This is a genomic window from Amycolatopsis thermoflava N1165, assembly GCF_000473265.1.
Lineage (GTDB): Bacteria > Actinomycetota > Actinomycetes > Mycobacteriales > Pseudonocardiaceae > Amycolatopsis_E > Amycolatopsis_E thermoflava.
Window position 1 is genome coordinate 7,785,124 of record NZ_KI421511.1, and the last position, 13,777, is coordinate 7,798,900.

Annotated in this window: 13 protein-coding genes; 5 read left to right on the plus strand and 8 right to left on the minus strand. The window is 72.4% G+C overall.

Features of this window, described 5'->3' with window-relative positions:
* Positions 1 to 232 precede the first annotated feature (232 nt).
* The gene (locus AMYTH_RS0138755; RefSeq protein ID WP_228685146.1) at positions 233 to 1,150 is read left to right on the plus strand and encodes an ADP-ribosylglycohydrolase family protein; all 918 of its coding nucleotides are present in this window, start codon (positions 233 to 235) and stop codon (positions 1,148 to 1,150) included.
* On the opposite strand, the gene AMYTH_RS0138760 is transcribed toward AMYTH_RS0138755, so the two are convergent.
* The 3 genes from AMYTH_RS0138760 to AMYTH_RS0138770 are packed head-to-tail and all read right to left on the minus strand — an operon-like array spanning position 1,086 to position 3,969.
* Positions 1,086 to 1,934: an alpha/beta fold hydrolase gene (locus AMYTH_RS0138760; protein WP_027934738.1), complete on the minus strand. Its 849-nt coding sequence runs from the start codon at positions 1,932 to 1,934 to the stop codon at positions 1,086 to 1,088. The two genes, AMYTH_RS0138755 and AMYTH_RS0138760, sit on opposite strands and share 65 nt — an antisense overlap.
* Entirely contained in the window at positions 1,931 to 3,082 is a 1,152-nt protein-coding gene (locus AMYTH_RS0138765) for a macrolide family glycosyltransferase (RefSeq protein ID WP_027934739.1), read from the minus strand. The genes AMYTH_RS0138760 and AMYTH_RS0138765 overlap by 4 nt, the downstream gene beginning before the upstream one ends.
* Positions 3,079 to 3,969: an alpha/beta fold hydrolase gene (locus tag AMYTH_RS0138770; protein WP_027934740.1), complete on the minus strand. Its 891-nt coding sequence runs from the start codon at positions 3,967 to 3,969 to the stop codon at positions 3,079 to 3,081. The genes AMYTH_RS0138765 and AMYTH_RS0138770 overlap by 4 nt, the downstream gene beginning before the upstream one ends.
* Before the next feature lie 251 nt (positions 3,970 to 4,220).
* Between AMYTH_RS0138770 and AMYTH_RS0138775 the strand changes: the two genes are divergently transcribed.
* Both AMYTH_RS0138775 and AMYTH_RS0138785 read left to right on the plus strand, forming a co-directional pair.
* Entirely contained in the window at positions 4,221 to 4,988 is a 768-nt protein-coding gene (locus tag AMYTH_RS0138775) for an IclR family transcriptional regulator (protein WP_027934741.1), read from the plus strand.
* Between the two features lie 557 nt (positions 4,989 to 5,545).
* The gene (locus AMYTH_RS0138785) at positions 5,546 to 5,851 is read left to right on the plus strand and encodes a hypothetical protein (protein ID WP_027934742.1); all 306 of its coding nucleotides are present in this window, start codon (positions 5,546 to 5,548) and stop codon (positions 5,849 to 5,851) included.
* Here AMYTH_RS0138785 and AMYTH_RS0138790 read toward each other — a convergent pair.
* From AMYTH_RS0138790 to AMYTH_RS0138800, 3 genes are read right to left on the minus strand one after another with little or no spacing between them, the layout of a single operon-like run.
* Positions 5,820 to 6,638 carry a carbohydrate ABC transporter permease gene (locus AMYTH_RS0138790; RefSeq protein WP_027934743.1) on the minus strand — a complete coding sequence of 273 codons (819 nt, stop codon included), beginning with the start codon at positions 6,636 to 6,638 and terminating at the stop codon, positions 5,820 to 5,822. The two genes, AMYTH_RS0138785 and AMYTH_RS0138790, sit on opposite strands and share 32 nt — an antisense overlap.
* Positions 6,638 to 7,570 (minus strand): carbohydrate ABC transporter permease, encoded by a 933-nt coding sequence (locus AMYTH_RS0138795; protein WP_027934744.1) that lies wholly within the window; start codon positions 7,568 to 7,570, stop codon positions 6,638 to 6,640. Before AMYTH_RS0138795 ends, AMYTH_RS0138790 begins: the two co-directional genes overlap by 1 nt.
* Entirely contained in the window at positions 7,567 to 8,853 is a 1,287-nt protein-coding gene (locus AMYTH_RS0138800) for an extracellular solute-binding protein (protein ID WP_027934745.1), read from the minus strand. Before AMYTH_RS0138800 ends, AMYTH_RS0138795 begins: the two co-directional genes overlap by 4 nt.
* 193 nt (positions 8,854 to 9,046) lie before the next feature.
* Here AMYTH_RS0138800 and AMYTH_RS0138805 point away from each other — a divergent pair, with 193 nt between their 5' ends.
* Positions 9,047 to 10,033 carry a LacI family DNA-binding transcriptional regulator gene (locus tag AMYTH_RS0138805; RefSeq protein WP_208722557.1) on the plus strand — a complete coding sequence of 329 codons (987 nt, stop codon included), beginning with the start codon at positions 9,047 to 9,049 and terminating at the stop codon, positions 10,031 to 10,033.
* A complete protein-coding gene (locus AMYTH_RS0138810; protein ID WP_027934747.1) occupies positions 10,030 to 12,342 on the plus strand; it encodes a beta-xylosidase/alpha-l-arabinosidase in 2,313 nt (770 codons plus the stop codon). The genes AMYTH_RS0138805 and AMYTH_RS0138810 overlap by 4 nt, the downstream gene beginning before the upstream one ends.
* Here the strand turns inward: AMYTH_RS0138810 and AMYTH_RS0138815 are convergent.
* Together AMYTH_RS0138815 and AMYTH_RS0138820 are read right to left on the minus strand one after the other, a co-directional pair.
* Complete coding sequence (locus tag AMYTH_RS0138815; RefSeq protein WP_027934748.1) at positions 12,309 to 12,965, minus strand: response regulator; 657 nt, start codon at positions 12,963 to 12,965, stop codon at positions 12,309 to 12,311. The two genes, AMYTH_RS0138810 and AMYTH_RS0138815, sit on opposite strands and share 34 nt — an antisense overlap.
* Entirely contained in the window at positions 12,962 to 13,759 is a 798-nt protein-coding gene (locus AMYTH_RS0138820) for a sensor histidine kinase (RefSeq protein WP_051362949.1), read from the minus strand. Before AMYTH_RS0138820 ends, AMYTH_RS0138815 begins: the two co-directional genes overlap by 4 nt.
* Between the last annotated feature and the right edge of the window lie 18 nt (positions 13,760 to 13,777).

Consider the following 13,777-nt stretch of genomic DNA (forward strand, 5'->3'; position numbering starts at 1 on the left):
AGGTGGTCGCCGGGTGGTCATCCCGTCGCCTTCCGGTTTGTGCATATCACCTTGAGCCAGGGCCGCAAGGTTGGCATGTTCGGCCGCCGGAGAGAGCCCGGGTTGCGGCCCTGGCTCAAGGTGATCGTCCGGTGTCAGGCGACGGGATGACCACCCAGCTACCTTGTGGTCACTGCAGGCGCTGGCGCGCCCTGTTTGGTGGTGGGATTGTGGGGTGGTGAGGGAACGTGCTGTGGCGGCTCTGGCGGGTCTGGCCATCGGGGATGCGCTCGGTATGCCCACAGAAGGACTGTCACCGGCGGAAATCACGCCTGTCACGGGCTTCGCGGCGGCGCGGGGGTTGCCTGCGGGCGGTGTCACCGATGACACCCAGCAGGCGATGATCGTCGCACAGTTGCTGGTCTCCGGGGGTGGGCGGATCGACCCCCACGGGCTCGCCGATGCGCTCCTGGAGTGGGAGCGGGACCTGCGCAGCCGCGGCATTCGGGGGTTGCTCGGGCCGTCCACGCGCGCCGCTCTCACGGCCGTCGCCGCGGGGGAAGCGCTTGAGGAGGCCGGCAAGTACGGCACCACGAACGGTGCGGCCATGCGCATCGCCCCGGTGGGGATCGCGAATCCGGCCGACCTCGACGTGCTCGTGGACAGCGTGGTCGAGGCCAGTTGGGTCACCCACAACACGGGCGTCGCCCTCGCGGGGGCTGCCGCGGTCGCCGCCGCAGTGAGTGCGGGCGTCGGTGGGGCGAGCCTGTCCGAGGCGATCGACTTCGCCGTCGAGGCGGCGGAACGAGCCGCCAAGCGGGGGAACTGGGTCGCGGCCGGGGACGTCGCCGCGCGGATCCGCTGGAGCCGCACCATGGATCCGGCCGACGTGCCCGCGCTGATCGGCACGAGCGTCGCTACCCAGGAGTCGGTGCCCGCCGCGTTCGCGGTGCTCCGCCACGCGGAGGACCCGTGGCAGGCCTGTTGCACGGCGGCGAGCCTCGGCGGCGACACGGACACCATCGCGGCCATCGCCGGCGCGATCGCGGGCGCCTGCACCGGCGCGGGCGCATTCCCGGACGAAGCCGTTCGCACGGTGACCGAGGTCAACGACCTTCCGCTGCCGGAACTCGCCGACGATCTGCTGAAACTGCGCGCCAGAACCCGATGAGCGCCTCGGCCGTCTCCTGTGGACGGTCCAGCTGCACGCAATGGCCAGCGCCCTCGACGGCGACCGCGTCCCGCCCGAACCGGTGGGCCGTCCGCTGGTACTCCTCGGGCGAACCGGTGAACTCGTCGTCCACGCCATGCACGAACAACAACGGCACCCCGGAACCGGCCAGCTCGCCGACCCCCGCCCGCGGCCCGCACAGCAGCCGCGCGAACCCGACGAGGTGACCGGTCCGCGTGGTCGACAACCGGGTCCGCATCAGATCCGCCCGGTCCGGATCCGTGCGGACCCAGTGGTCGACCAGGTTGCGCAGGCCCGCGGCTCCCTCCGCGGCGACCGCGTCCGCGCACCAGGTGAGGAACGCCGTCTCCTTCTCCGAACCGGTCAGCAGGCTGCCCAGCGGCGCGAAACTGCGCACCGCCCGCGGCAGGGCGACGGCGGCGGCGTGCGCGACCGCGGCGCCCGCGCAGTGCGCCACCACGTGCGCCGGCTCCCCCTCGCCGACCTCGCCGATCACCGCCAGCAAGTCCTGCGCCATCGCGGACAACGTGTACGCGCTCGGATCGTCCGAGCCCGGGCTTTCGTGCTGACCGTGGTGGTCGACCGCCCAGGCCGCGTACCCGGCGGCGGCCAGCAGCGGCAACAGCGGTGCGAAGTCCTCTTTGGACCCCAGGTACCCGCCCACCAGGACGACGGGCTCGCCGGACCCGGCCCGGCAGGCGGCGAACCGGCCGCGGTCGGTCTCCAGCATGACGTTTCGGACCGGGCTCTCCAGTGTCGTCACAGCGCGGCACCTTCCCGGACCGAGGCCTTTTCGATCACGTCCGCGGCCTCCGCCGCCCCACCGCAGGCCCGCACGATTTCCCGCATGCCCGCCACGTTCGCTGCGATGCCGGCATCCGACGACACCCGCAGCACGGCGTTGTGCAGCGTCTGCGCCGACACCTCCGCACGGTCGAGCGTCACGCCCAGTCCGAGTTCGGCGAGACGCGCCGCGTTCAGCCGCTGCTCGGCCATCTGCGGGACCGCGACCATCGGCACCCCGTGGTACAGCGCCTCCAGCAGGCTGCCCATCCCGGCGTGCGTGACGAACGCCGACGCGGCGGCCAGCACGTCGAGCTGCGGCACCATCGGGGCGATCTCGACACCGTCCGGAACCGGCCCCAGCGACGCCGGATCGACGTGCCGACCGATCGCCATCACGGTATGCCAGCCCAAGCCCGCGGCCAGGTCGAGGCAGGCCCGGAAGAAGTCCGGCTGGTCGGTGAAACACGACCCGAGCGAGACCAGCAGCACCGGTTGCCCCACCGGTGGCCGCCACGACCCCTGGAACGACCGGTCGCCGAGCGCGGGACCGGCGAAGGTGTGCTCCGGCCCGAGCAGGTCCGGCGAAATCTGGAACGCCCGCGGCACGAACACCACCTTCGGGTCGTCCACCGCCTGGAACTCCTCGACCGAACAGCCAAGGCCGTTGGCGTCGAGAAACCGCTGGAACCGTTGGTACACCGGCAGGTCCGAGAGGTTCTCGACGCCGAACGCGATCCGCTCCCAGCCGGGGAACAACGCGTGCGTCGGCGACAGCTGCACCATCGGCAAGCCGAGCTTGCGCGCCAGGACCTTGCCCGCGAACGCGACGAAGTCGTAGGCCACCACGTCGGGCGCCTCGTCGAGGGCTTCCAGCACGGGCAGCGCGGCCTCGGCGTCCCGGTGGTACATCGCCACGCCCGCCATCAGGTCCTCCGGCGGCGGGCTGCCGTCCCGGACATCCGGCAGCACCACCGGTTCCGCACCGGACGCGCGCACCTGCGGGACGAAGTCCGCGCCGACCGCGTAGCTCACCCGCCAGCCGCGCGACACCAGCTCCGACACCACGGCCAGCGTCGGGTTGACGTGCCCGTGGTCGGCGACGTTGACGAACAGCGCGTGCTTCACCGCGCCACCCCGCAGACCACGTGCTCGACCGGGGTGCAGTACGGCAGACCGGACAGCGGCTCGCCGGCGAAGAACCGCAACGCGAGGTCCACCACCTCGGCCGGCCGCTCCAGGTGCACGAGGTGGTCGGCGCCGTGGATCACGGTGAAGCGGGCGTCGGCGCACCGGGCCGCGGCTGCCCGGCTCAACACCGGCGTGGTCAGCGGATCGTGCTCCCCGGTCGTGACCAGCACGGGGACGGGCAGGACCCGGCCGTCGTCGCCGGGGTGGTCGAGCAGCCGCCGCGTGTTGTCCAGGTACTTGGCGACGTCGGCGTCGGTCATCGCGCCCACCAGGCTGTTGAGGCACCGGCGGACCGCGGCCTGCCGCCGGATGCCCGGTGCGCGGCTCAGCATCAGGTCCAGCACCTCGGCGGTGAACTCCGCGTGCCTGCCCTGCTCGGCCAGTTCCACGCTGCGGGCGATGCGGCGGCGCAGCCGACCGGTCACGTGCGTCATCGTGCCGACGAGCAGCAGGCGGCGCACCCGTTCGGGACGCAGCTGCGCCCACCGGTGGGCGACCCCGCTGCCGTAGGAGGCGCCGACGACGTGCACCGGCTCCGGCGCGACGTGGTCGAGCAGGTGGCCGAGCGCGCCGGCGAGGAAGTCCACGCCGTAGCCGGGCGGCAGCCGGTCCGCCGCGCCCCAGCCGGGCAGGTCGACCGTGATCACGTCGGCGTGCCGGAGCAGATCGCGTTCCACCCGGCCCCACGCGTCCTTGTGCTGGAAGGCGCCGCCCACCAGGACGATCGGCGCGAGTCTGCCGCCCCCGCGAACGATGCGGCCCGCGAAGTCGAATCCGCCGAACGTGAGCGGGACGGTTTCCTGCCGGGTGGTCGTTGCCGTCACAAGCGATCTTCCTCGGTGTGGTCGGGGTTTGGGGCCCGCCACGTAACCACGTCGTCCTCCGCGGGCGCGCCACGGAAACTCGATCGAGCCAACTTGACCACTCGCGCGTGTGACCGCTGCGCAACGGGGCTTCCACCATGCGGAAGGCCCGTTGTATGAGCGGTCACACTCGATCAAGGATGGGTCCGACGGAGTCAGCGCCGACCCCCGGAGGAGCCGCCGTGGACAGGGCTTTGCGGAGACCGATTCCCATGACGGCGGCGGGACGGCTGCTCGCCGTGCTCGACGCGTTCACGCCGGGCCGCAGCCTGCTCACGTTGAGCGAAATCAGCCGCCGGGCCGGGCTTTCGCTGACGACCGCGCACCGGCTCGCCGGCGAGCTGGTGAACTGGGGCGCGCTCGAACGCGACGACGACGGCCGCTACCGGATCGGGCTGCACCTGCTGGAGCTGGCCGCGCTCGCGCCCCGCGGGCTGGAACTGCGCGAACTGGCGCAGCCGTTCCTGGAGGACCTGTTCCACTCCACGCGCGCGCATGTGCACCTGGCGGTGCGGGACGGGCATGAGGTGGTGTACGTCGAGACGCTGCGGGCGCGCGGCACGGTGACGGTGCTGAGCCGGCTTGGGCAGCGGTGGCCGTTGCACGCCACGGGGACCGGGCTCGCGCTGCTCGCCCACGCGGGGCGCGAGGTGCAGGAGCAGGTGCTGGAGGCGCCGCTGAAGCGCTTCACGCACAAGACGATCACCGACGCGCGGGAGCTGCGGCGGGTGCTGGCGGAGGTGCGGCGCACCGGGGTCGCGGTGGCGGAGGAGCAGCTGACGCTGGAGGCGGTGGCGATCGCGGCGCCGATCCGCGGCGCCGGTGACGAGGTGGTCGCCGCGCTGGGTCTGGTGGTGCACGTGGACGAGTGCGACCCGAGGGCCCTGGTCCCGGTGATGACCGCCGCGGCGCGGGGGATCTCGCGTGCGCTGGGCGCACCGTCGGCCGCGGACGTGCGGGGCGTGGTGCGCGGGCGGTGAGGGGGTTGGGTCGCTGCGCGGTCGGCTCGGCGGGCGCGATGCCCGTGGTGGGGAATGCGGTGCCCGGGCGGTGAAGGTGGTGCCCGGGGTGGGGAATGCGGCGCCGGGGTGGCGGACGTGGTGCCCGAGGTGGTGAGCGTGGTGCCCGGGGTGGCGGACGTGGTGCCCGAGGTGGTGAGCGTGGCGCCCGAGGTGGTGAGCGCGGCGCCGGGGCGGTGAGCGTGGCGCCGGGGTTAGGGAACGTGGTGCCCGAGGTGGGGAATGCGGCGCCGGTGCGGCGAAGGTGGTGGCCGAGGTGAGGAATGCGGTGCCTGAGGCGGGGAATGCGGTGCCCGAGGTGGTGAACGCGGCGGCGGCGTGGTGAACACGGTGCCCGGGATGGTGGTCGGCGGCACCCGGGGGCGGTGGAGGTGGTGTCCGGCCTGGGAATGCGGCGCGGGGGTGGCGAGCGTGGCGCTGGGGTGGTGAACGTGGTGCCCGGGGCGGCCGGCGCGGCGCCCGGCGTGGTGATCGCGGCGCCCGGCGTGCCGAGGTGCCGAGCCCGCCATCATGAGCCCATGCCCCTGACCTTCCTGCTGATCGCGCGGCTGCCCGAGGGTGGCGCGGAAGCCTTCGACGCCTACGAGGGCGCCGTCCTGCCCCTGCTGGCCGAGTACGGCGGCCGCCTCGAACGGCGTGTCCGGTCCCTCGACGACGGCACCGAGGTGCACCTCGTCGGGTTCCCGGGCGAGCAGGAGTTCGAGGCCTACCGGAACGACCCGAGGCGCGCCGAGCACGCGCACCTGCTCGAACGGTCCGGGGCGGCGGTCGAACTCCTGCCCGTTCGCGACCTCACTTCCCGAAACCCGCCGTCAGGCCGCTGACCAGCTGCCGCCGCCCCAGGACGTACAGCGCCAGCACCGGCAGCGTCGACAACACGACCGCCGCCAGCACCGCGGGGATGTTGACCCGGAACTGCCCCTGGAACGACCACAACGCGAGCGGCAGCACCCGCTGGTCCGGGCTCTGCGTCAGGATCAGCGGGAACAGGAACCCGTTCCACACGTTCAGTCCGTCGTACACCGCGACCGTCACCACCGCCGGCCGGATCATCGGCAGCACCAGGCTGAACAGCATCCGCCAGTCACCGGCGCCGTCCACCCGCATCGACTCGAACAGCTCGTTCGGCACGTCCCGCAGGAAGTTCGCCAGGATGATCACCGACAGCGGGATCGCGAACGCCACCGACGGCAGGATGATCGCCAGCAGCGTGTCGTACAGCTGCGCCCGCGTGATCAGGTAGTACACCGGGATGATCGTCGCCTGGATCGGGATCGCCAGGCCCAGCAGGTAGCCGCGGTAGGTGAACCGCGAGAACCACGTCGTGCCGCGCACCACGTAGTAGGCGGCCATCAACGCCACCGCGACCGCGATCGCCACCGTCGCGAGCGTCACGACCACGCTGTTGGCGAAATACCGCCAGAAGTCGTTGCGCAGCACCAGTTCGTACGCGCTGAACGTCGGCGGGGCCGGCACCGACAACGGGTTCGCGTCGTAAAACCCGCGCTGGTTGCGCAGGCTCGTCACCACCACGTAGTACACCGGCACCAGCACGACGGCCAGCCACACGAACCCGGCGAGGCCGCCGAGGTAGTTCGGACGGGTCCGCATCACGCCCCCTCCAGCTGGCTGCCCCGCCGGAAGCTGGACAGCCTCGACAACCCCAGCGCCAGCGCGAGCCCGGCGACCACCAGCAGCACGGCCAGCGTGCTCGCCCGCCCCATGTCGTTGCCGGAGAACCCGGACAGGTACATGTCCAGCGGCAGCATCCGCGTCGCGTCGCCCGGGCCGCCGCCGGTCAGCACGAACACCAGGTCGAAGTAGGTCAGCGACCCGACCAGCATCATCGTCGACGAGGTGATGATCGTGTAGCGCAGCTGCGGCAGCGTGATGTGGAAGAACTGCCGCACCCGGCCCGCCCCGTCCAGCTCCGCCGCCTCGTACAGCGACTTCGGGATCTGCCGCACCCCGCCCTGGTAGAGCAGCGTGTGGAAGGGCACGAACTGCCAGGCGATCACGAAGATCACCACGTACAGCGCGAGCGTCGGGTCGCCGAGCCAGTCCTGCGACAGGAAGTCCAGCCCGAACGCGCGGCTCATGCCGAAGTTCGGGTCCAGCAGCGCCTTGAACGCGATCGCGATGGCCGCCGCGGACAGCAGCATCGGCAGGAAGTACAGCACCCCGAGCAGCGCGCGGTACCGGCCGCGCCCGGCGATGAGCACGCCGAGCAGCAGCGAGATCGGCGTCTGCACCAGCCAGCTGACCACCATCACCTGCACCGACAGCCAGATCGCGTGGTAGGTCGCCGGGTCGGCGAGCGCCGCGGCCCAGTTCGCCAGCCCGGCCCACGACGGGTCGCCGATGCCGTCCCACTCCATGAAGCTCAGCACCGCGACCCCGCCGAGCGGCACGATCGCGAACACCCCGAAGAACGCGAGCGCGGGCACCGCCATCAGCGGGCTCGGGCCGGTCCGCAGCCGGCCGCGGCCGGGCGCCGGCGTGCGTGCCGGCGCCCGGTCCCGCTGTTCGAGAACCGTGCTCATTGCCCGATCGTCGCGTTCATGTTGGCGGAGAACTGTTCCGGCGTGATCTGCTTGAGGAACAGCTGCTCCAGGTTGGTCAGCAGCGCGTCGGCCTGGCCGGGGGAGAGCGCCTGATCCCAGGACAGCTGGAAGTTCGGCGCCTTGCTCGCCATTTGGTACACGTAGGACAGGTACTGCGGGTCCTCGGTTTTCGCGAGCTTGTCCTCGATGCCGGTGAGCGGCGGCACCGAACCGCCGGCGAGCAGCGAGTCGACGTAGGAGTCGTTCATCAGGTCCTCGCGCAGGTAGCGCAGCGCGGCCTGCTTCTGCTCGTCGCTCGCGGTGGCCGAGACGGACCAGTAGTTGGCCGGGTTGCCGACGATGTTCGCCGGGTCGCCCTTGCCGCCGGGCACGGTGGGGAAGGTGGTCCAGCCGAGCTTGCCGCTCGAGATGAACTCGGGGTCGGCCTGCTTGATGGTGGGGAAGGCCCAGGAGCCCATCAGGTACATCGCGGCCTTGCCGGTGAACAGCAGCGCGGTGTCGGCGTTGCTGTCGGTCGCGATCGAGTTGAACCCGCGGACGAACCCGCCTGCGTCGACGAGCTGCTGGATCATCGTGTTGGCGCGGATGATCGCCGGGTCCGACCACGCGCCGGGCTTGCCCGCGACGATGTTGTTGAACACCTCGGGCCCGCCGATGCGGTCGACGAGGTACTCCTCCCACATCAGCTGCGGCCACTTGCTCTGCCCGCCGAGGGAGAACGGCGCGATGCCGGCCTCGTTGAACCGTGGCACCAGGGCCATCATCTCGTCCCACGTCTTCGGCGGCTGCGCGCCGATCCGGTCGAACAGTTCCTTGTTGTAGAACAGCACGACCGGTTGCATGCCGTTGTTCGGCACGGCGTAGGTCTTGCCGTCGAGCACGCCGGTGCGCGCCACCGACGGCAGGAAGCGGTTCACGAACGCCGGGTCGTTCGCGGCCTCGCCGGACAGGTCCATGATCTTGCCGGAGTCCACCCAGGACTGGAGCAGGCCGCCGCTCCAGCTGAAGACCAGCGTCGGGGCCTCGTTGGCGCCGATCGCGGTGCGGATCTTCTGCTTGTACGCGTCGTTGCCGAAGTACTGCGCGTCGACCCCGGACGACTCGAAGGACGTCCGGAACGTCTGCTCGTCGCCGCCGGTGAGCGCCCACGCGGTGGCGCCGCCCCCGCCGGAGGGACCGCTGGAGCCGCACGCGGTGGTGAGGGAGAGAACCGCGGCCAGGCCGGCCGCGATCACGGCGGTGCGCCGCTTGACCAGTGTCATGATGCGCCTTCCCCATCGAAGGTCCGAAAGTTTTCGGAAACACTCTGGTGTGTGTCGGAAGATATGCGCCTCGCCCGGACCCGTCAAGAGCTGTTTCGACGAGGAAAATAGCGTTATAGTCGCCTGAAACTTTTCGGCAAGAACATGGTTGGAGGGTGCGGTGCCGGCGCGTTCTCAGCGGGCGACGCTCGCGATGGTGGCCGAGGCCGCCGGGGTTTCGCTGCCGACGGTCTCCAAGGTGCTCAACGGCCGCGGCGACGTGGCGGCGGCGACCCGGCAGCGGGTCCAGGACGTGCTGAAGGACCTGGGTTACGTGCCCCAGCCCGGGCGGCGCACGGTCGGGCCCGCGCGCGTGGTGGACCTGGTGTTCGACGACCTGGTGAGCCCCTATTCGCTGGAGGTCCTGCGCGGGGTCACCGAGGCGGGCGCGGAAACCGGGGTGGACGTCGTGGTCGGGCGCCTGCCGGAGTCCGACGACGACGACTGGGCGCGGCGCCTGAGCCTGGCCGGCCGCGAAGGGCTGATCGTGGTCACCTCCGAGCTGACCCGCGCACAGGTCGAGGGCTTCGCGCGGGCCGGGCTGCCGCTCGTGGTGATCGACCCGCTGAACCTGCCGCGCGTCGAGGTGACCAGCGTCGGCGCCACCAACTGGAACGGCGGGGTGTCCGCCACCGAACACCTGTTGCAGCTGGGCCACCGGCGCATCGCCTACGCCGGCGGGCCGGTGCAGGCCTCCTGCAGCCAGGCCCGCCAGCACGGCTATCGCGCGGCGCTGGAGAACGCCGGCGTGACCGTCGACCCGCGGCTGATCCTGCACGGCGCCTTCGGCTACCCGGACGGACTGGAGATGGGCGGGCGGCTGCTCGACCTGCCGGAGCCGCCGACCGCCGTGTTCGCGGCCAGCGACGCGACCGCGCTGGGCGTGATGGAAGCCGCCCGGCGGCGGGGACTGCGCGTGCCCGAGGACCTGTCGGTCGTCGGGTTCGACGACACCATGCTCGCCGAGCTGGCCACGCCCGCGCTGACCACCGTGCGGCAGCCGTTGCAGGACATGGGCCGCGTCGCGCTGCGCACGCTGATGCGGCTCGCTGCCGGCGAAACCCTCGACTCCCACCACGTGGAGCTGGCCACCAACCTGGTGGTGCGCGATTCGACGACGAACCTGCGAGGAGCACCATGACGGAACCGACCTGGCGCGACAGCGCGCTGCCCGCCGCCGCCCGAGCCGAGGCGCTGCTGGCGGAGATGACCCTCGAAGAGAAGGTGGCGCAGCTGGGCAGCGCATGGCCGGGCAACGAGCAGCTGAACGGCAACGTCGCGCCGATGCAGGACGTCTTCGCGCGTGGCGGGGTGCCGTTCGAGCAGGCGCGGGAGAACGGCATCGGGCACCTGACGCGGGTGTTCGGCACGGCGCCGGTCAGCGCGGCCGACGGCGCGGCGCGTGTTGAGGCGCTGCAGCGGGAGATCGTCGAGGAGACCCGGCTCGGCATCCCGGCGATCGTGCACGAGGAATGCCTGACCGGGTTCACCACCTACGGCGCCACGGTCTACCCGGCGGCGCTGGCGTGGGCGGCGACGTTCGACCCGGAGCTGGTCGAGCGGATGGCGTCGGCGATCGCGGACGACATGCGCGCTTCCGGGGTGCACCAGGGCCTGTCGCCGGTGCTGGACGTCGTGCGGGACTACCGGTGGGGCCGGGTCGAGGAGACCCTCGGTGAGGACCCCTACCTGGTCGGCACGCTCGGCGCCGCGTACGTGCGCGGCCTGGAGCGCAACGGGATCGTCGCCACGCTCAAGCACTTCGCCGGGTACTCGGCGTCGCGCGCGGCCCGCAACCACGCGCCGGTGTCGATCGGCCAGCGGGAGCTGCGGGACGTGATCCTGCCGCCGTTCGAGATGGCGATCCGCGAGGGTGGGGCGCGCTCGGTGATGAACGCCTACGTCGACCTCGACGGGGTGCCCGCGGCGGCGAACGCGCCGCTGCTGACCGGGATCCTGCGGGACGAGTGGGGTTTCGAGGGCGTGGTGGTGTCCGACTACTGGGCCATCGCGTTCCTGGGCAGCATGCACCGGGTCGCCGACAGCACCGGGCAGGCCGGGGCGCTCGCGCTGGCTGCGGGCATCGACGTCGAGCTGCCGGACACCCTGTGCTACGGCAAGGAACTCGTCGAGCTGGTGCGATCGGGCGAGGTGCCGGAGTCCCTTGTGGACCGCGCGGTCGGGCGGCTGCTGCGTCAGAAGGCGGAGCTTGGCCTGCTCGACGCGGACTGGGCGCCGCGGGCGCGGCCGGTGGACCTGGACTCGCCACGCAACCGCGCGATCGCGCGGGAACTGGCGGAGAAGTCGGTGGTGCTGCTGGCCAACGACGGCACGCTGCCGTTGCGCGCGAAGCGGATCGCGGTCGTCGGCCCGTGCGCGGACGACCCGTTGGCGTTCATGGGCTGCTACTCCTACCCGAACCACGTGCTGCCGCGCTATCCCGAGTACGGCATCGGTGTCGACGCGCCGTCGCTGCTGGAGTCGCTGCGCGCGGAACTGCCGGACGCGGTGATCACTTCGGCGGCCGGCTGCCCGATCCGCGACGAGGACCGGTCCGGCTTCGCCGAAGCAGTGAAAGCCGCGCGAGACGCGGACGTGTGCATCGCGGTGGTCGGCGACCGCGCGGGCCTGTTCGGCGAGGGCACCTCCGGCGAGGGCTGCGACGCGCCGGACCTGCGCCTGCCCGGCGTGCAGGACGAGCTGCTGACGGAACTGCTGGCCACCGGCACGCCGGTGGTGGTGGTCGTGGTGTCCGGCCGTCCGTACGCGCTGGGGGACCACACCGGGGCGGCGGCCCTGGTGCAGGCGTTCATGCCCGGCGAGGAGGGCGGGCCCGCGCTGGCGGGTGTCCTGTCTGGACGGACGAACTTCGGCGGGCGGCTTCCGGTGCAGGTGCCGCGGGTGGCCGGCGCGCAGCCGAGCACCTACCTGCAGCCCCCGCTCGGCGGCAACAGCGAGGGCATCAGCAACCTCGACCCGAGCCCGCTGTTCCCGTTCGGGCACGGCATCTCCTACACCACGTTCGACTACGAGGACCTGACGCTGAGCGCCCGCGAGGTGCCGACCGACGGTGCGGTCGAGGTCTCGGTGCGGGTGCGCAACTCCGGCGACCGCGCCGGGGACGAGGTTGTGCAGCTGTACTTCAGCGACGTGCTGGCGCAGGTGACCCGCCCGGTGCGGCAGCTGGCCGGGTTCGCGCGGGTCACCCTCGACGCGGGGGAGGCGCGCACGGTGACGTTCCGGCTGCACGCCGACCGGCTCGCGTTCACCGGACTGGACCTGCGCCGGATCGTCGAACCCGGCACGATCGAGGTGTTCGCCGGCCGCTCGGCCGACGACCTGCCCTGCCGCGCCGCGTTCGAGCTGACCGGCCCGGTGCGCGAGGCCGGGCACGACCGCGTGCTGACCACACCGGTTCAGTCGCCCGGGGAGACCAGCCCGGTTTCGTAGGCGAGGACGACGGCCTGGGCGCGGTCGCGCAACGACAGCTTGGCGAAGATGCGGGCCACGTGGGTCTTGACCGTCGCCTCGCTGAGCGTCAGCTCCGCGGCGATCTCGGCGTTCGACCGGCCCCGCGCGACGAGGGTGAGGACCTCCAGTTCGCGCGGGGTCAGGACGGCGAGGTCGCGGTGCGGCGCCGGGCGTGCTTGCCCCGCGGCGAAACGTTCCACCAGCCGCCGGGTGATCGACGGGGCCAGCAGCGCGTCGCCGGTGCCGACCAGGCGCACCGCGGCCACCAGGTGCTCGGGGGTGACGTCCTTGAGCAGGAAGCCGCTGGCCCCGGCGGCGAGCGCGTCGTAGACGTAGCGGTCGAGGTCGAACGTGGTCAGCATGAGCACCCGGCAGCCGGGGTCGCGCGCCAGGATGCGGCGCGCGGCCTCCAGGCCGTCCATCGCCGGCATCCGGATGTCCATGAGCACGACGTCCGGCTCCAGGTCGCGGACGGTGGCAACGGCCTCCGCGCCGTCCGCCGCCTCGCCCACGACGTCGACGCCGCCGGAGGCGAGGATCATCCGGAAGCCGGTGCGCACCAGGGCCTGGTCGTCGGCGATCACCACGCGCGGCCCGGTCACGGCCGCTCCAGCGGGATCTTCGCCCGGACCCGGAACCCGCCGCCGATGCGCCGCCGGGCGTCCAGGTCGCCGCCGAACACGGCCACGCGCTGCCGCAACCCGAGTAGGCCGCGTCCCTCCTCGGTCTCGCCGGACGGGGCCGGCGCGTCCCCGGACAGCACGCTGGGCCCGCTGTTGAGCACCTCGACCCGCAGGTAGCGGTCGGAGTACCGGACAGTCACCTCCGCCTGCCGCCCGTCGCCGTGCTTGAGTGCGTTGGTGAGCGCTTCCTGGATGATCCGGTACGCCGTCAGGTCCACACCGGACGGCAGCGGCCGCGGCTCGCCGGACACGCGGACCTCCACCGGCAGCCCGGCGAACGCGATCCGGTCGATCAGCGGGCTGAGCCTGCTCAGGCTGGGTTGCGGCGACAGGTCCGCGGTCTCGTCACCGTCGGCGGGCGGGGCGAGCACGCCGAGCAGGTTCCGCAGCTCGGTCATCGTGTCCCGCCCGGCCGCCTCGACCGCTTCCAGCGCCGTCGCGGCCTGCCCGGGTTCGGTCGCGAGCACCCGGCGCGCGGCCCCGGTCTGCACCACCATGACGCTCACGTTGTGGCTGACGATGTCGTGCAGCTCCCGCGCGATCCGGGCCCGCTCGTCGTCGACCGCGCTGCGCGCCGCGCTTTCCCGTTCCCGCTCCAGCAGCCAGCCGCGCTCCTCCAGCGCCCTCGCGAACGCCCGCCGCGCGCGCCCGAGCCGGACCGCCAGCACCGCGGCCACCAGGCACGCCACCGCGGCGACAACCAGTTCCCACACCCGGCAACTGTGTCAGGA